13 protein-coding genes are annotated in these 20,346 nt (G+C 73.7%); 7 read left to right on the top strand and 6 right to left on the bottom strand.

Annotation, left to right across the window (positions count from 1 at the left end):
- Positions 1-102: 102 nt before the first annotated feature.
- From ACZ7LE_RS08010 to ACZ7LE_RS08000, 3 genes are read right to left on the bottom strand one after another with little or no spacing between them, the layout of a single operon-like run.
- Entirely contained in the window at positions 103-1,746 is a 1,644-nt protein-coding gene (locus ACZ7LE_RS08010) for an N-acyl-D-amino-acid deacylase family protein (protein WP_470402756.1), read from the bottom strand.
- The gene (locus tag ACZ7LE_RS08005; RefSeq protein ID WP_470402755.1) at positions 1,730-2,980 is read right to left on the bottom strand and encodes a glycoside hydrolase 5 family protein; all 1,251 of its coding nucleotides are present in this window, start codon (positions 2,978-2,980) and stop codon (positions 1,730-1,732) included. Before ACZ7LE_RS08005 ends, ACZ7LE_RS08010 begins: the two co-directional genes overlap by 17 nt.
- Before the next feature lie 44 nt (positions 2,981-3,024).
- Positions 3,025-4,047 (bottom strand): LacI family DNA-binding transcriptional regulator, encoded by a 1,023-nt coding sequence (locus ACZ7LE_RS08000; RefSeq protein WP_470402754.1) that lies wholly within the window; start codon positions 4,045-4,047, stop codon positions 3,025-3,027.
- A 158-nt stretch (positions 4,048-4,205) separates the two neighbouring features.
- Between ACZ7LE_RS08000 and ACZ7LE_RS07995 the strand changes: the two genes are divergently transcribed.
- From ACZ7LE_RS07995 to ACZ7LE_RS07970, 6 genes are all read left to right on the top strand, one after another.
- Positions 4,206-5,492, top strand: coding sequence for an ABC transporter substrate-binding protein (locus tag ACZ7LE_RS07995; RefSeq protein WP_470402753.1), 1,287 nt, complete (start codon positions 4,206-4,208; stop codon positions 5,490-5,492).
- Positions 5,493-5,521: 29 nt separating this feature from the next.
- Positions 5,522-6,457 (top strand): carbohydrate ABC transporter permease, encoded by a 936-nt coding sequence (locus tag ACZ7LE_RS07990; protein WP_470402752.1) that lies wholly within the window; start codon positions 5,522-5,524, stop codon positions 6,455-6,457.
- Between the two features lie 42 nt (positions 6,458-6,499).
- Positions 6,500-7,363 carry a carbohydrate ABC transporter permease gene (locus tag ACZ7LE_RS07985; protein WP_470402751.1) on the top strand — a complete coding sequence of 288 codons (864 nt, stop codon included), beginning with the start codon at positions 6,500-6,502 and terminating at the stop codon, positions 7,361-7,363.
- A complete protein-coding gene (locus ACZ7LE_RS07980) occupies positions 7,360-9,699 on the top strand; it encodes a glycoside hydrolase family 3 protein (protein ID WP_470402750.1) in 2,340 nt (779 codons plus the stop codon). Before ACZ7LE_RS07985 ends, ACZ7LE_RS07980 begins: the two co-directional genes overlap by 4 nt.
- Positions 9,687-11,030, top strand: coding sequence for a glycoside hydrolase family 125 protein (locus ACZ7LE_RS07975; protein WP_470402749.1), 1,344 nt, complete (start codon positions 9,687-9,689; stop codon positions 11,028-11,030). Before ACZ7LE_RS07980 ends, ACZ7LE_RS07975 begins: the two co-directional genes overlap by 13 nt.
- 149 nt (positions 11,031-11,179) lie before the next feature.
- Positions 11,180-12,112, top strand: a complete 933-nt coding sequence (locus ACZ7LE_RS07970; protein ID WP_470402748.1) for a patatin-like phospholipase family protein — start codon at positions 11,180-11,182, stop codon at positions 12,110-12,112.
- Between the two features lie 4 nt (positions 12,113-12,116).
- Here the strand turns inward: ACZ7LE_RS07970 and ACZ7LE_RS07965 are convergent, their stop codons facing one another.
- The 3 genes from ACZ7LE_RS07965 to ACZ7LE_RS07955 form a co-directional block, all read right to left on the bottom strand.
- Positions 12,117-13,148, bottom strand: a complete 1,032-nt coding sequence (locus tag ACZ7LE_RS07965) for a DNA topoisomerase IB (protein WP_470402747.1) — start codon at positions 13,146-13,148, stop codon at positions 12,117-12,119.
- A gap of 135 nt (positions 13,149-13,283) precedes the next feature.
- On the bottom strand, positions 13,284-14,900 hold the full coding sequence (locus ACZ7LE_RS07960; RefSeq protein ID WP_470402746.1) for a helix-turn-helix transcriptional regulator: 1,617 nt from the start codon (positions 14,898-14,900) through the stop codon (positions 13,284-13,286).
- 417 nt (positions 14,901-15,317) lie between these two features.
- On the bottom strand, positions 15,318-18,143 hold the full coding sequence (locus ACZ7LE_RS07955) for a DUF7507 domain-containing protein (RefSeq protein ID WP_470402745.1): 2,826 nt from the start codon (positions 18,141-18,143) through the stop codon (positions 15,318-15,320).
- Between the two features lie 369 nt (positions 18,144-18,512).
- Between ACZ7LE_RS07955 and ACZ7LE_RS07950 the strand changes: the two genes are divergently transcribed.
- Entirely contained in the window at positions 18,513-20,324 is a 1,812-nt protein-coding gene (locus ACZ7LE_RS07950) for a M15 family metallopeptidase (protein WP_470402744.1), read from the top strand.
- Positions 20,325-20,346: the final 22 nt, after the last annotated feature.

Raw genomic sequence — 20,346 nt, 5'->3', positions numbered from 1 at the left:
ACTCAGCGGGTCCTGGGTGAGCGAAGTATGGCCCAGGCGGCACCCTCTGCAGGCACTACATGCCCTAGGTCTAGCCGGCCCGACAAGCCCGGGCCCACCGGGCTAGGCCCCGCGCCGCTTCGCACCCGCCGGCCGGTGCCGCAGCGCCACGCCAGGACGCGCAGCCGTGCGCGCGCCCTCCTCGATCACCGGCACACCGCCCACCAGCACCCACGGGATGCCCGCGGCGGTCAGCCGCGGCTCGGCCGGGGTCGCCCGGTCGGCGACGGTCGCCGGGTCGAGGACGACGACGTCCGCCACGTAGCCCTCGGCGATCCGGCCCCGGTCGTGCAGACCGAGCCGGGCCGCGGGCCGGGCCGAGAGATGCACGATCATCTCGGCGAGCGACAGCACCCCCTCCTCGCGCACGTACCGGCGGAGGTAGCGCGGGAACGTGCCCGAGCCGCGGGGGTGCGGCTTGGCGCCGACCAGGATGCCGTCGCTCCCGCCCGTGTGCCGGGGGTGCCGCATGATCTCGCGGACGTTCTGCTCGTCGCCCACGTGCTGCAGGATGCTCGTGCCGAGGCGGTCCGCGACCAGCAGGTCGAGGAACACCTCGGCCGGCGGCCGCCCCTCGTCGAGGGCGATCCGCGCCACGGTGCGACCCACGCGGTCGCCGAGCGCGGCGTAGCGCACCCCGGCGATCTCGATGCTGTCCCAGTCGACGGGCACGCCGTGGCAGCCGTCGCTGCCGACGACCTCGACCTCGTGCGCGATCCACGCCCGCTCCCCCGGGTCGCGCAGCCGGGCCAGCGTCCGCTCCGGGCCGCCGACCGCCGCGCGGCTCGGCAGCAGGGCCGACAGCGTGGTGGAGCCCGGCAGGTAGGGATAGGTGTCGAGCGTGACGTCCACGCCGTCTGCGATCGCCTGGTCCACGAGCGCCAGCAGCTCCCCCGCGCGGCCGCGGTTCTCGGGAAAGTTCATCGTCGCGTGCGTCAGGTGCAGGGCGCACCCCGAGCGGCGCGCGACCTCGACCATCTCGGCGTAGGCCCCGATGGCACCCGCGCCGTAGGACCGCTGGTGCGGGGCGTAGTAGCCGCCGTGCTCCGCGACCACCTCGGCGAGGGCGACGAGCTCGTCGGTGTCGGCGAACATCCCGGGCACGTACGTGAGCCCGGACGACAGGCCGAACGCACCCTCCCGCAGGCCCTGGCGGACCTGCGCGCGCATCTCGGCGATCTCCGCGGGGGTGGCGCGCCGGTCGCCGGTGCCGACGACGTTCATCCGCACGGTGCCCTGCGGCACGAGGTAGGCGACGTTCGTCGCACTGCCGCGCCGGTCCACCTCCGCCAGGTACTCCGCGACGGAGCGCCAGGCGAAGTCGACGCCGTCGGGGATGCCGTTCCAGCCCGCGATCTGCTCGCGGACGAGCGCCATCGTCTCGTCGGTGACGGGCGCGTAGGAGATCCCGTCCTGGCCGACCACCTCGGTCGTCACGCCCTGCGTGACCTTGGCGAGGTGCTCGCCGTCCGCCAGGACGGCCAGGTCGGAGTGGGCGTGCATGTCGACGAAGCCCGGCGCCACGGCCAGCCCGTCGGCGTCGACGACCCGCACGCCGGGCGCGTCGATCCGGCCGCGGGGACCGAGGCCGACGGCGGCGATCCGGCCGTCCCGCACCAGCACGTCGCCGGTCACCGGCTCCGCCCCGCTGCCGTCGACGACCAGACCGCCGCGCAGCAGCAGGTCGCCGTCAGACGGCGTCGACACGGACGAGCTCCCGGATGCCGCGGGCCTCCAGCGCCGCGGGGTCCGCGGCGGCGGCGCTCGTCACGACGGTGACCTCCACACCCTCCTCGCGCAGCGCGTGCCACCGCTCGAACACGGTGCCGCCGGGCCCGAGGGACGGCCGGGACAGCGGCAGGTCGTCCGCGTCGACGTCGACCACAACGGCGACCGAACGACCAGCAGAAGCCGGACGCGCCCCACCCCGCCGCGCCTCCGCGACCACCTCGGCGAACCGCCGGCCGAGCGGCTTGACCCGGTTCTCGGTGTCGAGCAGACCCAGCGAGTACTCCAGGTCCTTGTAGTCGGCGAGGTCGCGCGTCACGTCGTGCGAGCACCACCAGGTGACGGCGTACAGGTCGTCCGTGGTGAGCGCGGCCTCGATGGTGCGCGCGCAGAACTCGGGCATCTCCGACTCGGCGAGGTTCATCGACGGCGCGCCGACCTCCTGCAGCCAGACCTGCCGGCCGGGCTGCGCGGCGAACGCCTTGGACAGCTCGATCATCCACTCGGCGTGCCGCACCGACTGCGGCGACAGCGCGCCGTAGGTCGCGGCCGTCCCGTTGAAGATCCAGGAGTGCACGGTGGTCACGTCACCCAGGCGCGAGGCGTGTGCCGGCACGAAGGGGTGCTCGTCGCGGTACCAGAGGTGGTCGTTCTCGCTGTGCGTCACCAGGTGTCCCGGGTCGCGGTCGCGCGGGGCCTCCAGCAGCGACGTCAGCCAGTGCGTGATCTCGTCGCGCTTGGCGGGCATCGCCGCCGGGTTGGGCCGCTGGAACTGGTTGAGCTCGTTGCCGAGCGTGAGCCCCAGGAAGTTCGGCTTGTCGCGGACGGCGTCGTAGACCGCCGCGACGAGCGCCGCCTGCGCGTCGATCGCCGGCTGGTCCGTGAACATGTTGCCGTCGTGCCAGTTCACGAGCCACGCCGGCACGAAGTCGAAGCCGGACATGTGCCCCTGGATCACGTCGACCGCGATGTCCAGGCCCTGCTCGGCCGCGAGGTCGGCCACGAGCGCGATGTCGTCCAGGGCGCGCTGCCGGATCAGGGTGCGGTTGGGCTGCAGCACGGGCCAGAGCGGGAACACCCGCACGTGGTCGACGCCGAGCGCCGCGATCGCCTCGAAGTCGGCGCGGACGACGTCCGGGTCGATCGCCATCCACTGGAACATCCAGTCCTTCGACGGGGTGTAGTTGACGCCGAAGCGCGGGGTGGTGGTCAAGGGCCTGCCTCTCAGGTGGATCAGATAACCAAGGCGTGGGGTGGTCAGGAGCGGTCGCCGGGCGCCGCGGACGTCGACTCGCGCACCATGAGCTGGCGCCCGCCGACCGTCTGCGACGTGACGTCCTCGCCCCGCACCAGCCGCTCCAGGAGGGCGACGGCGGTGCGGGCGCTCTCCTCGACCGGCGCGTCCAGCGCGGTCAGGCGCGGGCGCACGAGGGTGGAGACCCAGGAGTCCTCCCAGGCGACCACGGAGAGCTGGCCCGGCACGCTCACCCCGAGCTCGGGGGCGTGCGCGACGATCTCGGCGGCGATCACCTCGCTGTCGACGATGATCGCCGTGACGTCGCCGATCCGGCCGAGCAGGTCGGCCACAGGGTCGGCGGCCTCGGCGTCCCAGACCGCGTAGGACGGCTCCACGCCGCTGTCGGCGGCCGCCGCGGCGAACCGCCGGTCGCGGGCCTGGGTGTGCGCGAGGCCGGGCGCGTCGTTGATCCGCGCGACCCGGCGGTGCCCGTGCTCGACCAGGTGGGTCAGCACCGCCGCGAACGCGGCGTCGTCGCGCACCGTGACCGCGGGGACCGCGGCGTCGACGGGCGCGCCGAGCACCACCGCGGGGGCGCCGAGCTGGCCGACGAGGTCGAGCCGCGGGTCGTCCGTCCGTGCGTCGACCAGCAGGAACGCGTCGACGCGCTGCTCGGCCCACCACTCGCGGTAGACGCGCGCCTCGTCGTCGACCGCCACGAGCGTGAGCGAGAGCGACCAGCCGATGTCGGCCAGGGGCTGCGTGAGCCCGGCCAGCAGCCGCATGAAGAAGGGGTCGCGACCGAAGGTGTCGCTCGCCCGGGCGATCACCAGCCCGAGGCTGCGCCCGCCCTGGCCCGACACCTTGCGGCTGGCGTAGTTGGGGCGCCAGTTGAGCTCGTCGGCCGCCTGGCGGATGCGCTCGGCCGTGGCGGCCGAGACGTTGGGCCGGCCGTTGAAGACGTGGGACACCGCGGACGGCGACACGCCGGCACGGCGAGCCACCGCGGCGATCGTTGCTCGTTTCGGGGGTGTTTCGGTCACGTGCCAGACCCTACGGGGGTTGACCCTCGAAAGTAAAGCGGTATACATTCGCGGCCAGCCAGATTGTGTACCGCTTTACAAGGCCCGGCACGCGGATGTGCCCCGCCCCTCTCGATCGACACACCGAAGTCCCAGGTCGACAAGCTCCAGGAGGTTCCGTGTCCCACGGCATCAGCAGGCGCACCTTGTTGGGCGCCGCGCTCAGCGGCGGGATCATCACGCCGCTCCTCGCCGGATGCGGGGCGCTCGTCCCCGCCTCCAGCGGCCCGAACGCCCTGACCGTGCACACGCAGATCAGCGGTGCCGTCGCCGGCGCCCAGGTGTTCTCCGACGTCGTCGCCGCCTACCAGCGCGCCACCGCGCGCAAGGTCGCGCTGCTGAAGAACGGCTCCGACCTGCCCATCGTGTTCGAGACGAGCACGCTCGCGGGCAAGGAGGCGGACGTCGCCATCGTCAACATGATGGGCCGCACCCTGTCCTGGACCCGCCTGGGCGCGACCGTACCCGTGAACGACTACCTCGACGACTGGGGCCTGCGGGACCTGATCATCCCGGAGGCGCTGGCCGAGTGGACCGACGACGAGGGCCGCCTGCGCGCCTTCCCGTTCACCCGCACCAACTGGCCGGTGTCGTTCAACACCGGGCTGCTGGAGGAGGCGGGCGTCGGCGCCATCCCGACGACGTCGGACGAGCTGATCGCCGCCGCGGACGCCCTGCGCTCCAAGGGCATCGGCCCCGTGACCGTGGGCGGCTCCGACTGGAGCGGCCAGAAGATGTTCCTGCAGATCATCCAGGGCTTCATCACCCAGGACGAGGCGCGCACCGTGTTCTCCACGGGCAAGATCTCCGAGAGCCGCGGCGCCATCGCGGGCGTGGAGCACTTCGTGGAGCTGCGCGACGCCGGCGTCTTCGTCGACAACGTCCAGGGCTACACGTCCGACTCGGAGCTGACGCAGTTCAACACGCGCAAGGCCGCGATCGTGCCGGCCATGTCGTCGGCGCTGGCGCTGGTGCCGAACGAGCGCGCGGCGGAGGTGACCGTGGGCGGCTGGCCCAAGCCGTCGAGCGGCGGCGTGCTGGAGCACCCGAGCGTCATCAAGAGCTTCAACGGCCACGGCATCTGGATCAGCGAGAACGGCCGCAAGAAGCTCGACCTCATCAAGCCGTTCGTGCAGAACCTGTACACCCCCGAGGTCACGGACGAGTTCATCCTCGGGTCCGGGCGCGACATGAGCCGCATCACCGACACCGTGAGCCAGGACTTCCCGCTGGTCGCCCAGGGCTCGCGCCTCACGGACGACGACGTCACCCCCGTGATGCTGCCCGACCTGCTCATCCCTGACGCCGTGTTCGAGCCGATGATCCAGGCGACCGCGCTCGCCTACGGGTCCGCCCCGGCCGACCGCATCATCGACGCCTTCGAGAAGTCATACCAGGCGGTCTGACCGCTCGAGCTGGGAAAGGACCCCCACCCATGACCGCGCTCCTCGACGCCGGCCGCCCCGACACGACCGGCGACGGCACGACCGCCGCCCCCCGCACCCGCCGCCGCGGGACCCTCCGCGACCGGTTCCCCGGCCTCGCCCTGCCCGCGCTGATCTGGTACGCGGTGTTCATGATCGGCCCCGTGGTCGCGATGTTCGTCATCGCGTTCCTCTCGTGGCCCGGCATGCTCACCACGCCGACCCCGGCGGGCCTCGACAACTTCGCCCGCGTCTTCGCCGACGAGACCTTCTGGACGGCGACCGCCAACTCCGCGATCCAGATCGTGGTGGGCCTGCCGATCATGATCGGCCTCGCCTTCCTGCTCGCGTTCTACGTGGTGCAGAAGCCGCGCGGCCACCGCGTGCTGCGGTACCTGCTGTTCATCCCGGCGCTCATCTCCGCGCCCGCCACCGCGATGGTCTTCTACGCGATGCTCAACCCGGACGGCCTGGTCAACGGGTTCCTGCGGCCGCTGGGCCTGCAGGGCAACGAGTGGCTCGCCGATCCGACCACCGCGCTCGGCGCCATCATCGCCGTCGAGCTGTGGAGCGGCATCGGCTACTCCGCGGTGCTCATCGCGTCGCGGCTCGACGGCGTGGAGAGCGAGATCGTGCAGGCCGCCCGCCTGGACGGGGCGAACGACTGGCGGTTGGCCTGGCGCATGTACTGGCCCATCGCGCGGGACTTCATCGGCGTCGTCGCGATGCTGCAGTTCCTGTCGATGCTGTTCAACTCGGCGCAGACCGTGCTGCTGCTCACGCAGGGCGGCCCCGAGAACGCGACCACCACGCTCGCGTACCTCATCTACCGCAAGGCGTTCGTCGAGACCGACCTGGGCTACAGCCAGGCCGTCGGCGTCGTCCTCTTCGTGATCGGGCTGCTCGGGATGTGGGCGATCCGCCGCACGCTCCGCGCCACCCACTGATCCCCGCCCGATCTGCCTCCCGAACCTGCCCTGGAGACCCTCATGGCTCAGAGCGCCACAGTCGCCCGGCGACTCCCCCTGCGCGACCGCATCGGCTCGATCACGAGCGGCACGCTCGCGTGGATCTACGCCGCACTGCTGGTCATCCCCTTCTACTACTTCATCGTCTCGTCGTTCAAGACGAACGAGGAGATCTTCGAGTCGCCGCTGGCCCTGCCGACGACGTTCGACTTCTCCAACTTCACGACGGCGATCCAGCAGGCCGACCTCGGCCTGGCCGTGGCCAACTCCGCGCTGACCACGGTCGCGGCGCTCGTGCTGACCCTGCTGCTCGCCCTGCCCGCGTCGTTCGCGCTGGCCCGGGCGCGCGGCCGCGCCGGCAAGGTCGTCGAGAGCGTCTTCGCCCTCGGCTTCCTCATCCCGTCGTTCGCCGCGCTGTTCCCGACGTTCCTGCTCGCCGCCGCGCTCGGCCTGTTCCACACCCGCACGTTCGTGGTGTTCCTGCTGCCGGCGACGGCGCTGCCGCTGTCGATCGTCATCCTCACCTCGTTCATGCGCACCATCCCGCGTGAGCTGGAGGAGGCCGCCTCCATGGACGGCGCGTCGTCGCTCCAGGTGCTGCGGCAGGTCTACCTGCCCATCTGCGTGCCGGGCATCGCGACGGTGCTGCTGCTGAACTTCCTCTCGTTCTGGAACGCCTACCTGTACCCGCTCATCCTGATCGGCCCGGACACCGCGCAGCGCACCATCCAGGTGGCCCTGCCGACGCTCAAGGTCGACGCCGGGACCGACTACGGCGTGCTGATGGCCGGCACCCTGTTCACATTGTTGCCCGTGTACCTCGTCTACACCGTGCTCCAGCGCCAGATGCAGCGCGCGCTGCTCTCGGGGGCGGTCAAGGGATGACCCTCGGCACCACCCTCCCGGCGGGCGGGGCGGCCGCGCTCCCGCTCGCCACCCGCATCGGACAGGTCAACCAGCGGCTCAAGGGCTGGGAGGCCGTCCGGTGGGTCGACGGCGCCCCACGCGTCACCGACGTGCTGCGGCGCGAGGTGGACCGCTGGGGCGGGCTCGGAGCCCTGTACGGCGTGCTCCGCGCCGACCCGTGGTCGGCGGTGCGGTGGGACAACGGCATCCCGCCCGAGCGCAGCGCCGAGGCCTACGCCGCGGTCCAGGAGCACGTGAACACCTTCGGCGACGGCATCCCCGTGCTGTTCGTCGAGGAGGCGCCCCACGGCCTGATGGCGCTCGGCGGCACCACGCTGCCCGTGAACCTCGCGCTCGGCGCCGGCATGGACGCCGACCTGACCGAGGAGCTGGCGGCCGCCGTCGCCGCCGAGGCCCGGGCGCGCGGTACGCACGTCGCCCTCGTCTCCGGGCTGGACGTGCTCCGCGACCCGCGCTGGGGCCGCGCCGAGGAGTGCTTCTCGGAGGACCCGGCGCTGGCCGCCGCACTCGTCGCGGCGACGGTGCGCGGCATGCAGGGCACCACCTCCGCGGGCGACCTGATCGACGGCTCGCACGTCGCCGTCGTCGCCAAGCACCTCGCCGGGCAGGGAGCCGGGATCGGCGGGCGCAACGGCTCCGGCGCGCCCGTCGGCCCGCGCGAGCTCGGCGAGATCCACCTGCGGCCGGCGCACGCCGCCGCGCGGGTGGGCGTGGCCGGCTTCATGGCCGCGTACAACGACGTCGACGGCGTGCCGTGCAGCGCCAACGAGGAGCTGCTCACCGGCACGATCCGCGAGCAGTGGGGCTGGGACGGCGTGGTCATGGCCGACGGCACCGCGATCGACCGCCTGAGGGACAGCTCGCCCGACCCCGCCTTCGCCGCCGCGCTCGCCCTGCGGGCCGGCGTGGACCTCAGCCTCTGGGACGAGGCGTTCACGCACCTGGAGCCCGCGATCGAACGCGGGCTCGTCGAGGAGGCCGCGCTCGACCGCGCCGCCGACCGGGTGCTCGCCCTCAAGCGACGGCTGGGGCTGTTCGGCGACGCCGTCCCGGCCACACCCGCCCCGTCCGCGCCGGCGCGGCGCGACCTCGTCGAGCTCGTGGACCGCGCGGCCCGCCAGTCCGTCGTCCTGGTGGACGACCGCGGCGTGCTGCCGCTGCGCCCCGGGACGACGATCGCCGTCGTCGGCCCGAACGCCGACGACCTTGACGCCCAGCTCGGCGACTACACGCCGCCGCGACCCGCGCCCGACCCGCGTGCCTCGACCGTGCGCTCCGCCCTGACGGCGCGGTTCGGCGCGGACCGCGTGCGGTACGCGGAGGGCAGCCGCCTGCGGGGCCCGCTCGACGTCCCGGCCGCTGACGCCCCGAACGCTGATGCCCCGGACGCAGACGAACCGGACGCGCTCGACGCCGTCCGGGCCGCGAGCGCCGATGCCGACGTCTGCGTCGTGGTGCTCGGGGGAACGAGCCGCCGCACCTACGACGACGAGTTCGCCGACAACGGCGCCGTCGACGGCCCCGCGCTCGACACGACGAACGGCGAGGGTGTGGACCTGTCGTCGGTCGCGCTGCCGCAGGCGCAGCTCGACGTGGTGCGGGCGGCGCGGGCGGGCGGCACGCCCGTGGTCGCCGTCGTGCTGGACGGGCGGCCGCGGGCCCTGACGGAGCTGCGCTCCCTGGTCGACGCGCTGCTGGTCGTGCCGTTCCCCGGGCCGAGCGGGGGCGCCGCGATCGTCGCGGCGCTGTGCGACGGCGCGGCGTCGGGCCGCCTGCCGGCGACCTTCCCGGCCGCGGACGGCGTCATGCCGGTGGCGCACGACGAGCGGATGGAGACGGCGCGCGGGTACGTGGACACCGACGTGCTCCAGCGGCTTCCCCTGGGCACGGCGCACCTGCCCGGCGTCACCCTGCGGCTGGGCGACGAGGCAGCCTCGGTCGCCGCGTCCGCGCTGGTGGACGGCGGCACGGCGCACGTGACCGTCGAGGTGACCAACGCGGGCCCGGACACCAGGTCGTTCCCGGTGCCGCTGTACGCCCGCCGGCACGAGCCGGGGATCCGGCCGCGCCGCCGGCAGCTCCTCGCCGTCCGGCGGGTGACGCTCGCGCCCGGTGCCACCACGGAGGTCGCCTTCGACCTCGGCCTGGACGAGCTGGGTTCGTGGGCGAGCGGCGCACCGGTCGCCGCGCCGGTCACGCTCAGCGTCTGGTGCACGCCGGAATCGGACCCGCCCGCCGACGCCCTACCGGTCCGCGTGACCGACCAGAACGGAGCCACCCCATGGGAGCGATGACGCGCACCCCGCTCGACCCGGCGATCACGGCAACCCTGACGGAGGCGGCCGACCGCGTGCGCGCCACCTCGGGCACGCAGGTGGGCGACATGGTCGAGGCCGCGCTGCTGCGCACGCTGACCGACACGGTCACGACGAGCGACGACGGCACGGCGTTCGTGATCACCGGCGACATCCCGGCGATGTGGATGCGCGACTCGACGACGCAGCTCACGCCGTACCTGCGCTTTCTCACCACGTGCCCGCCGCTGGCCGACCTGGTCGCCGCCGTGGTGCGGCGCCAGCTGGCGTGCCTGGACCACGACCCGTACGCGAACGCCTTCAACGACGGCCCGACGGGCGCGCACTACGACCCCGAGGACGTGTGCGACGACCCGCACGTGTGGGAGCAGAAGTACGAGATCGACAGCTTCGCCTATCCGGTCACGCTCGCGCACACGCTCTGGCGGACGACGGGCCGCACGGACGTGTTCGACGGGCGCGCCCACCAGGTGCTGCGCACGATCGTGGACCAGCTCCGCGCCGAGCAGGACCACGACGCGTCGCCGTACCGGTTCCGGCGCGACACCGACATCCCGACCGAGACCCTCGCGCGTGACGGTCGCGGCACCGCCGTCGGCCGCACGGGCATGACGTGGAGCGGGTTCCGGCCGTCGGACGACGCCTGCACGTACGGCTACAACATCCCCGCGAACCTGTTCGCGGCGCAGGCGCTGCTCGCGATCGGCGACATCGCGGAAGGGGTACTCGCCGACGCCGCCCTGGCCGCCGACGCGCGGACGCTGTCCGGCGAGCTCGTGGCCGGCGTCGAGGCGTTCGGCGTGGTGCCCGGTGCGCCGGGCGAGGAGCCGGGCCTGCCGGGCGCGGGGCCTGGCGACGCCGCCCCGATCTACGCCTACGAGGTGGACGGGCTGGGCGGGGTGCTGCGCATGGACGACGCCAACACGCCGTCGCTGCTGTCGCTCCCGCTGGTCGCGCCGGACGTGTACGACGCCGACGTCTGGCGCGCGACCCGCGAGTTCGTGCTCAGCCCCGCCAACCCGTACTACGTGACGGGCACGGCGGCGAGCGGCATCGGCAGCCCGCACACGAAGCCGGGCCGGGTGTGGCCCATCGCGCTGGCCGTCGAGGCGCTCACGGGCACCCCCGAGGACCGGGTCCGGCTCCTCGGCGTGCTCGCCCGGACCGACGGCGGCACCGGCCGCATGCACGAGGCGTTCGACGCCTCGGACCCGACGGCGTACTCGCGGCCGTGGTTCTCGTGGGCCGACTCGATGTTCTGCGAGGTGGCGCTCGTGGTGGCCGACGAGACTGCCCCTGACGTGTGCTAACGTCGTCGCGATCGTGAACCGCAGGCCGGAGGAGGTGAGACCCGTGAACGCTGTGTCCGTACCGGGTGCTCCCCCGCTGCCCACGATCGCGCGACGGCGCTAGTCGCCACCGGGAGCGCCCGCCAGGCAACTCGCGAGAGGCGACCCCCATGAACACCTCATCTTCTCCTTCTGCTCTGCCCTCCGCCGCGCCCACGGCCGCCCGTGAGCGCGCTCTCGTGCTCGGCGGCGGCGGCTCCACAGGCAACGCGTGGCTGCTCGGCGTCGCGGCCGGCCTGTTCGACGGCGGGCTGGACGTGACCACGGCCGACCTGACCGTCGGCACGTCGGCCGGGTCGACGGCGGCGGCGCAGCTCTCCGGCGCGACGCCGGGCGAGCTGTACGCCGCGGCGCTGACCGCGCCGCCGCAGCCCGCCACGTCCCGGCCCGCCGGGTCGCAGACCCACAGCACCCGGCCCGTGACCGACCACATGGAGCGGACCCGCCGGGTCATCGAGGCCGCCACCGGCCCCGCCGACCTGCGCCGCCGGCTGGGCGCGATGTCGCTCGACCTGCCCGGGTCCTCGGACGACGCGGTGCAGGAGCGGTGGCGGGCGACCGTCGCCGCGCGGCTGCCCGCCCAGACCTGGCCGGAGCGGACGGTGCTCCTCACGGCGGTCGACGCCATCACCGGGGAGCCGGTCGTGTTCGACCGGACCAGCGGGGTCGGCCTGGCGGACGCCGTCGCGGCGAGCTGCGCCAGCGGCTTCGCCTACCGGATCGGCTCCGGCCGCTACATCGACGGCGGCTACCGCGCGGGCGCCGAGAACGCCGACCTGGCCGCCGGGTACGCCCGGGTGCTGGTGCTGTCCCCGTTCGGCGGCCGGTCCCGGACCCCGGCGGACTGGGGTCTGGACCTGGCGACCCAGGTCGAGGACCTGCGCGCGGGCGGCAGCAGGGTGGCGACGATCTTCCCGGAGCGCGAGCACGAGCACCTGTTCGGCCTCAACGCGATGGACGGGTCGCTGCGTCCGGCCGCCGCCCGGGCGGGCTACGACCAGGGCAGGGCCCGCGCCGAGGAGCTCGCCGAGCTCTGGAGCTGACCGGTCAGGCGGCCCTGCGGCGGGCGCGCTCCGCGACGGTGAGGAACCGGAGCAGAGCGCGCTCGTCGGCCGCCATCCAGCGGGACGTGCGCACGTCGTCGGCGCCCGACCGCGCGATCAGGCGGTCGAGCTCGGCACGGTCGTCGGCGAGGATCGCCGGGTGCACGTAGCTCTTGCGGCACACCGCCGGGGTGTTGTGCAGGTGACCGGCGGCGATCTTGACCGCCTCGACGCGCTGCGCGTCGTGCTCGGCCTGGTCCGCCGGTTCGAGCCGGCGCAGGTGCCCGAACGCGACGGCGCTGGCGCCCCACGTCCGGAACGTCTTGGCCGTCCAGCCGGCCCCGGTCACCCGGCCGAGGTAGTCGTTGACGTCGCGCGAGCCGACGTCGCGCACCTCGTCGCCGTCGACGTACCGCAGGAGCTGCTGGCCGGGCAGCTCCTTGCAGCGGCGCACGATGTTCGCCACGCGCCGGTCGTCGACCACGACGTCGTGCGGCGCGCCGGACTTGCCCGCGAAGCGGAACCGCACCTCGGCGCCGTCGACCCGGGCGTGCCGGTTGCGCAGCGTCGTCAGCCCGTACGACTCGCCGGAGCGCACGTACTCGTCGTTGCCGACGCGGATCAGCGTCTCGTCGAGCAGCCGGACGACGGTGGCCGCGACCCGGTCGAGGCTCAGGCGCGGCGCGCCCATGTCGGCGTCCACCCGCTTGCGCAGGGCCACCAGACCGTCCCCGAAGCCGGTCAGCTCCTCGAACTTTGCGGCGTCGCGGGTGCGCCGCCACTCGCGGTGGTACAGGTACTGCTTGCGGCCCTTGACGTCGCGCCCCGTGGCCTGGACGTGCCCCGTGGCGTCCGCGCAGATCCACACGTCGGTCCACGCGGGCGGGATCACGAGCGCGCGGATCCGGTCGAGCGTGCGCTCGTCGGTGACCCGGTCGCCGCGGTGGTCCGTGTAGGAGAATCCCGTGCCGCGCCGACGGCGGTGGATACCCGGGTCGGCATCGCTGCTGTGGGTCAGTCCGTCCCCGTCGCCCATCGTCGTCCCTCCCCGTGCCGGCACACCCCGTCCGGAAGCCCGTGCTGCCGGCCGACCTCGTCTGGAGCCACTATGGCCCGGCGGCCCCCGACCGGCACGCGGATGAGTCCGCCGGTCGGGGATGCCGGAGGGCGGTCAGGCGCTGCGCGGGGTCTCGGGCGGGATCAGCCCGAGCTGGCCCGCGCGAGCGAGGGCACTGGTGCGGCTCGACGCGTTGAGCTTGCGGTAGACCTTGCGCACCTGGGTGCGCACGGTGTTCACCGAGACACCGTGGTCCGCGGCGATCCGGACAGCGCTGTCACCGGCGGCCAGGCCGACCAGCACCGCCCGTTCCCGCCGGGTGAGCAGCACGATCGGGCCCGAGACGGGGTTCCTGGCGTCGTCGGGGATGCGGGTGATCCCCACGTGCCGGGGGTCGGTGCCCGTCCGGTGGCACAGGTCCAGCATCTCCTCGCGCGGGAACAGCGCGAACGGCGCCAGCAGACCCTGTCGCCCGAGCTCCGCGGCGTGCAGGAACCGCGCGCGGGCCTCGTCGGGCTCGCCCGTGCGCAGGTGCGCCACGGCCATGACGAGCTGGAGCTCCAGCGCGTCCCGGGGCGTCACCGCCGCGTCGCGCATCGCCCGTCCGGCGACCGTCAGCGCGCCGTCGGTGTCGCCGGCCAGGAGCCGCACCCGGGCCGCGGGCGGCAGCAGCCGGCTGGCCGGGGCGGACTCGGCCAGGGCCACCACGCGGTTGCCCTCGCCGGTCGCGGCGAGCAGGTCGGCGTGGGCCCGCAGCAGGACCGGGTGCGCGTCCGGGCCGGGGCGCGCGCCCATCCCGTGGGCGAAGCAGGCGGCGTCGAGGCCCAGCAGACCGTGCACGGGCTCGTCGAACGCCACGGCGTACGCCGCCCGCGCGGCCGCGAGGAACGGCCAGAGGTCGCCCGGGTCCTCCCCGCTGCCGGCCTCGTCCAGGGCCTGCGCGGCGGCGTAGGGGTCCAGCCGGTCGATCGCGAGCAGCGCCCGCGCGATGACGGCCCCGAGCAGCAGGTGGTGCTCCAGCCACTCCGGGACCGGACCGCACTCCCGGATACGCCCCAGCCAGTTCTCGGCCATCGCGTGGTGCCCGCGCACGGCCGCCAGCAGCGCCAGGTTCGCGCACGCCGAGGCGCCCGCGAAGTGCTGGAACGGCGGCGGGCCGGCCTGCTCGTAGGCGCGGCGCAGGTGCCCGATCGCGATCGCCGGGTGCCCGGCCAGCATCGCCGTCACGCCCCGGTTCAGGGCGATGAGGCCCGGCCGCCCCACCCGGCGGTCGCCGGTCCAGGGCAGCGCCCCGGCGTCGTCGGTCCGGAGCAGGTGCTCCTCGACCCAGGCGCCGATGCCCTCCGCCGTGCGGTACTGACCGCGCATGCGGGCCGCGTGCATCGCGAGCGCCCCCGCGGCGACCAGGTCCCCGGCCCGCGTGAACGAACGCAGCCGCTTGGACAGCCGCACGCCGTGCAGCTCGAACAGGCGCATCGTGGCGCGGAGCTGCGAGTCGTCGCGCGCCTCGGCGAGCTGGTAGGCCAGCACGCCGGCCATGAGCAGCCGTGGACGGCGGGCGGCCGTCGTGGCGGGCAGATGTTCGAGCAGGCCGAGCAGCTCCGGGCCGAAGCGGGCGGGCAGCTCGAACCACCACACGTCCGCCAGGTCCTCGAGGGTGTCCAGGTCTCCGGAGGCGATGGCGCTCAGCACGCCGTGCTCGCCGTGGTCGTCCGCTCGGTCCGCTATCACCTGGGTGTCCGGTTCGAGCGTGACGAACCATCTCAGATCGTCTGACAAAGTCGTTGCGTCCCATTTCCACCAGAGTGTCGGCGCATTCGTTGGCGGGGTATTCGGCCTGGGGTGCCGGCCCGGCCACCCGGCGTGATCGCTCGGGTGCAACGAGGGGGCAACTCCGGCATCTCCCCTGCTCAGGGCTACACCAGTGCTGGTTCGTCAGGAGTGGATCATCGTTTCGCATTGAGTACCGCGACGGCACTATAAGTCATTCCACAAACCCATGGAAAGGGCTGTCCGGTCCGACCTGGCATCACCCGCCAATACAGCGAAAAATGCCCGGAAAAACGCACTGCACCTTATTGCACGCATTCCGGCCGAGGCCGGGCCCCTCGCCCCGCCGCGACGACGACGGGACGAGGGACCCGACGGTCAGCTCGCCGTGCGGCGGCGGCGCACGACCAGGAGGGTCGCGGCACCGGTCAGGAAGAGCAGCGCGGCGAGGCCGGCCGTCCACCCGAGATCGGCGCCGGTCGCGGCCAGCGAGCCACCGGGACGGTCCGGCTGCGTCGGAGCCGCGGGCGCCGGGTCAGCGGGGTCCACCGGGACCTTCGCCGTCGACGGCGGCGAGGTGGGCGGCGGCGTGCCGCCCGGCGGGGTGCCGGTGGCCGTGGCCGTGTTGGTCAGCTCGCCCGTGTCGAGGTCCGCCTGGGTGACCAGGTACGTCGCGGTGCAGGTCACCGAAGCGCCGGGCGCGAGGTTCTCCGCCTCGGCGGGGCAGTCCACCGGCGAGAGCTCACCCGACCCGGAGAAGTCGGAGTCGTCCACCGTGACGTCGCTCAGGGCCACGTTGCCGGTGTTGGTCACCTCGAAGCTGTAGGTGACCTTCTGGCCCACCGTCGTGATCTTGTCGGTGTCGGAGGTCTTGACCACCTCGATGCCGGGCGCAGGGGTGCCCGGGATGTCGACGGTCGACGGCGGCGAGGTCGGCGGCGGGGTGTCCCCCGGCGGCGTACCCGTGGCCGTCGCGGTGTTGCTCAGCTCGCCGGAGTCGAGGTCGGCCTGCGTGACCACGTAGCCGGCGGTGCAGGTCACCGACGCGCCCGGCGCGAGGCCGGCGGCCTCCGCGGGGCAGTCGATCGCCGACAGCTCACCCGAACCGGAGAAGTCCGAGTCGTCGACCTCGATGTCCGTCAGCGTGACGTTGCCGGTGTTCGTCACCGCGAAGCTGTAGGTGATCTCCTGGCCCACCTCGGTGATCTCCTCGGTGTCGGAGGTCTTGACCACCTCGAGTCCCGGCTCCGGGGTGCTGGGGATCTCCACGGTCGACGGCGGCGACGTCGGCGGCGGGGTGTCCCCCGGCGGGGTGCCGGTGGCCGTGGCCGTGTTGGTCAGCGCACCGGAGTCCACGTCCTCCTGCGTGAGCGTGTAGCTCGCGGTGCAGGTCACCGACTCCCCCGGCGCCAGGACGACGTCGGCGGGGCAGGTCGCGACCGGGGCCTCGCCCGAGCCCGAGAACTCGGTCTCGTCGACCGTGATGTCGCTCAGCGGCACGTTGCCCGTGTTGGTCACGACGAAGTCGTAGGCGATCTCCTGGCCCACGGTGTACGCGGCCGGGGCGGACGGCGTCGCGGACTTCACGACCTCGACGGCGGGGTCCGGGGCCTCGGTGGGCGTCGTCGTGGTCGAGGGCGGCGACCCGATCGGGGTGTCCGTGCCGGGCGGGGTGCCCGTGGCGGTCGCGGAGTTGTCGACCGAGCCTGCCGCGACGTCCTCGTCCGTGACCACGTAGGGCTCGTCGGTGGCGCAGGTGACGGTGTCGCCCGGAGCGACCGAGGTCGCCTCGCAGGTGATCGCGCCCACCGTGGGGTCGTCGATCGCCAGGTCGTCGATCGCGACGTCGCCGGTGTTGGTCACCTCGAAGGTGTAGGCGATGGTGTCGCCGGTGTCCGTGATGCCGTTCTCGTTGACGTCGACCGGCTCACCGGCGGTCTTGACGAGCTCCAGGCTCGGGTCGCCGAACGTCACGGTCGACGGGTCCGGGTAGTCCAGGCCGATCGCCGAGATGTTGTCGGGGCCGTTCGTGTAGCTGCCCGCCTCGTCCGAGGTCACGTTCACCGAGATGGTGCAGGAGGCCATGCCGGCGTCCAGGTTGCCGGTGCCCGAGAGCGAGGTGGCGCCGGCCGTGGCGGTCACGTCGCCGGCCGGGCAGTCCGTCGCGACGGCGGACGGGTCGGCGACGACCAGGCCCTCCGGGAGGGTGTCGGTGAACGACCAGCCGTTCTTGGCGGCCAGGTCGCTGGTGTTCGTGATGGTCAGCGTCAGCGTGGAGACGCCGCCGGTCGCGACCGACGTCGGGCTGAACTCCTTGTCGAGCTGCGGCGTCACGTCGAGCACGCGGATGTTGTCGTAGGCGCCGTCGTTGCCCTGGCCGCTGCCGTTCTCGTTGCGCATCACGATGCCGAACGAGCCGCCGGTCACGAGGTTCGAGCCGTCCGCGGGAAAGCGCCCGCCGATCACGACGCGCGGCGTGCCGTCCTGGGCGGGCGAGTTGTACTGCGTGCCGCGCGGGTCGGTGCACGGGTCGATCGCGGCGCTGGAGACCGCGATCTCCTCGCCGGCGCCGTCGACGAGGTAGAAGCGCAGCTCCGGGTGGGTCGAGGTGCAGTTCTGCGCGACGGCGTCGACGGAGAACGTCACGAACCGGCCCGCGGTGGGCAGGGTCAGCGGATCGGCCGTGCGGAACTGGATCTCGTTCGGCGTGGTGTTGCCCGAGGTGTAGGACGACGCCGCGGCGTTGCTCGCCGGGTCGGTGCCGTTGATGGTGCCGAGCGTGTACGGCAGGGACATCAGCGAGTTGTACACGCCAATGCCCCCGGCCTCGCCGCCCTGACCGACGCAGTCGCCGACGACACGCGGGCTGCTGTAGTTGACGATGAACCCGTTGCACGCCGCGCGGTCCACCCAGAAGGGGTCGGCCGCGTAGGTCGTCCCCTCCGCCCCCGTGTAGTCCGTCAGGAGCACGTTCGAGTCCGCGGCCCGGTTCTCGAAGTCCTCGACGAAGAGGACCGTCGGCTCACCGGGTACGCCGGGGTTTCCGGGCGCGGCGACCGCACTCGGCGTGACCGCCGTGAGCGAGGTGGCAACCAGGCCCGCCCCGACCAGGCTGAGCGCTGCCAGGACCGCGGGAACTCGTCCGCGGCGCCTCCTGGCCGTTCCGCCCCGGGTGGTCCTCGTCGTTGACCTTCGTACTCGCATCTGCTGTTCCCCTCGCTCACGGGCCACACGGCCCGTATCCAGTACGGCGTGTTCTATGCCATCCCCTCGGCGCTCGATCACCAGTCGGGGATCAAGAAATCACCAACCGAATCACCAACCCGCGGGCGCAATTCACCCGCTCCCCGACGTCCGGCCAGGAAACGAGGGGTGAGCAGCCGCAGCGCTCGGCGGGGTCGGGCGGGACAAGAACCGAGGCTTCGGCGTCGAGGGCCCGGGAACGGCCGCAAGACCGGGGCATCCGGACCTCGTCCTGTGCACCCCGCCGACTCGTGATAGTTCTTTGACTGCCACGCAGGAGTTCTTTACCTGTGATCGGCGTGCCACCGCACCGACCTGAAGGAGCGACGCGTGCAGGACCAGGCGAACGAGCTCGTGCCCCCCGCTTCCCGCCCCGACCCACGCCGGGTGCTGCGCACCGCGTGGGCGGGCGCCGTCGCGACCGTGACGGCGGGAGGACTGTTGTTCGCAGCGGCGCCGAGCGTGCCGGGCGAGCCCGCCGCCGGGGACGGCCGGGACCGGACGGACCGGCACCAGGAGCTGATCGCCGCGGTGGCGGTCGCCCGCTCGGCGACGACGACGCCGCACGTGAACACCACGCCGCGGCACGTGAGCATGGAGCAGATCACCGCGGTCCTGGCCCGCGCCGACGAGGAGGCCGAGCAGCAGGGTCCGCGGCTCAGCCCGGCGGTCGCGCAGGCCGCCGCCGAGCTCGGCATGCTCTACACCACGTACCGGATGCAGCAGCTCGCCTTCGGTGAGGCGACCGAGGGCCTGCGGGTCCAGGACGCCCCGGTCGCGCGTGCGGCCAGGGACGACGACGGCCCCGCGACGTCGGCGGACGCGGGCCGGCTCCCGGCCGCGATCCCGGTGTCGGACGTGCACGGGGCGGCCGCCGGCACGGAGGGCGAGGACCTGCCGTCGGGCCGGATCACCTACGAGCAGGTGGTGCTGGCGGCGGTGCGGCTGGCGAACCTGCTGGATCCGTCGGTTCCGCTCGCGCTGGTCGAGGTGGAGGCCGTCGACCCGGACCAGGAGCCGTCGTCCCGCGGGACCGGCGACGTGCTCGCGGGCCGGGACCGCGCGGGCGGGACGCTGCGCGCGAGCCTGCTCGACGTGGTCTCGACGTTCGGCGGTTCGACCCTGGAGTACGCCAACGGACGCATCCCCGCCGCCGTGCTGTGCCCGCTGGACTTCGCGCCCGGTCACCTGCTCCGCTGCGACGCCGCTGAGCGGTTCACGGCGCTGAACGCGGAGTTCGAGGAGGAGTTCGGGCACCCGATCCCGATCACCGACTCGTACCGGTCGTACGTGCAGCAGGTGGCGGTGGCCGACGCGAAGCCGCACCTGGCGGCCGTCCCGGGCACGTCCAACCACGGCTGGGGCCTCGCGGTGGACCTGGGCGCCCCGATCTCGGGCGGCGCGTCCGCGCAGTACGTGTGGCTGCGGGTGCACGGTCCGGACTACGGGTGGGACAACCCGTCGTGGGCCCGCCTGGACGGCACCAAGCCGGAGCCGTGGCACTTCGAGTTCTTCGCGGCGGGCTCGGTGCCGGACCGCGCGATCGACCCGTCCGACGTCGGCCGCTGGACCTCGGACGACGCGTCCGAGCCGGTCTACGAGGCTGCTGCGCGCGATCCCCGGTCCGAGGGCGGCCCGTCCGCCGACACGCCGCGGACGCGGGACGACGAGCCGCGGAACAACCCGCCGACGAAGAAGCCGTCCGAGCCCGCCACGTCGCCCAGGCCGAGCGACCCGGCATCGAAGCCCACGCCGAAGCCGTCACCGAAGCCGACGCCGAAGCCGTCACCCTCACCGTCCCCGAGCGACCCGTCGCCGAAGCCCACGCCGCCCCCGACCCCCACGCCGTCCCCGTCGGACCCGGGCGAGCCGTCGGCGTCGCCGTCCCCGACGCCGTCGCAGCCGGCACCGACCCCGTCGCAGCCGACACCGAGCCCGACGCCCGCGCCGAGCCAGTCGGCGCCGTCGCCCAGCCCGTCGCAGAGCGCGCCGAGCCCGGCGCCGGAGCCCGCCCCGAGCGACACCGGGACGCCGGCCTCGCCGGCGCCGTCGTCCAGCCCGTCGTCCAGCCCCTCGACCAGGCCCGACTCGCTGCTGGGCCTCGCGGAGGAACTGGGCCTGACGGACGACGACCGGGGCTGACCGCCGCCGTGGGTCAGCCCCG

Source organism: Promicromonospora sp. NPDC110617, assembly GCF_055598465.1.
The sequence above is the reverse complement of the archived record's forward strand: the minus strand, read 5'-3'. Positions and strand labels throughout refer to the sequence as shown.

Excerpts from the sequence above, each read along its gene's own strand:
- ACZ7LE_RS07990 (WP_470402752.1), top strand. The coding sequence starts at position 5,522 with ATGACCGCGCTCCTCGACGCCGGCCGCCCCGACACGACCGGCGACGGC.
- ACZ7LE_RS07985 (WP_470402751.1), top strand. The coding sequence starts at position 6,500 with ATGGCTCAGAGCGCCACAGTCGCCCGGCGACTCCCCCTGCGCGACCGC.
- ACZ7LE_RS07980 (WP_470402750.1), top strand. The coding sequence starts at position 7,360 with ATGACCCTCGGCACCACCCTCCCGGCGGGCGGGGCGGCCGCGCTCCCG.
- ACZ7LE_RS07975 (WP_470402749.1), top strand. The coding sequence starts at position 9,687 with ATGGGAGCGATGACGCGCACCCCGCTCGACCCGGCGATCACGGCAACC.
- ACZ7LE_RS07970 (WP_470402748.1), top strand. The coding sequence starts at position 11,180 with ATGAACACCTCATCTTCTCCTTCTGCTCTGCCCTCCGCCGCGCCCACG.
- ACZ7LE_RS07965 (WP_470402747.1), bottom strand. The coding sequence starts at position 13,148 with ATGGGCGACGGGGACGGACTGACCCACAGCAGCGATGCCGACCCGGGT.
- ACZ7LE_RS07955 (WP_470402745.1), bottom strand. The coding sequence starts at position 18,143 with ATGCGAGTACGAAGGTCAACGACGAGGACCACCCGGGGCGGAACGGCC.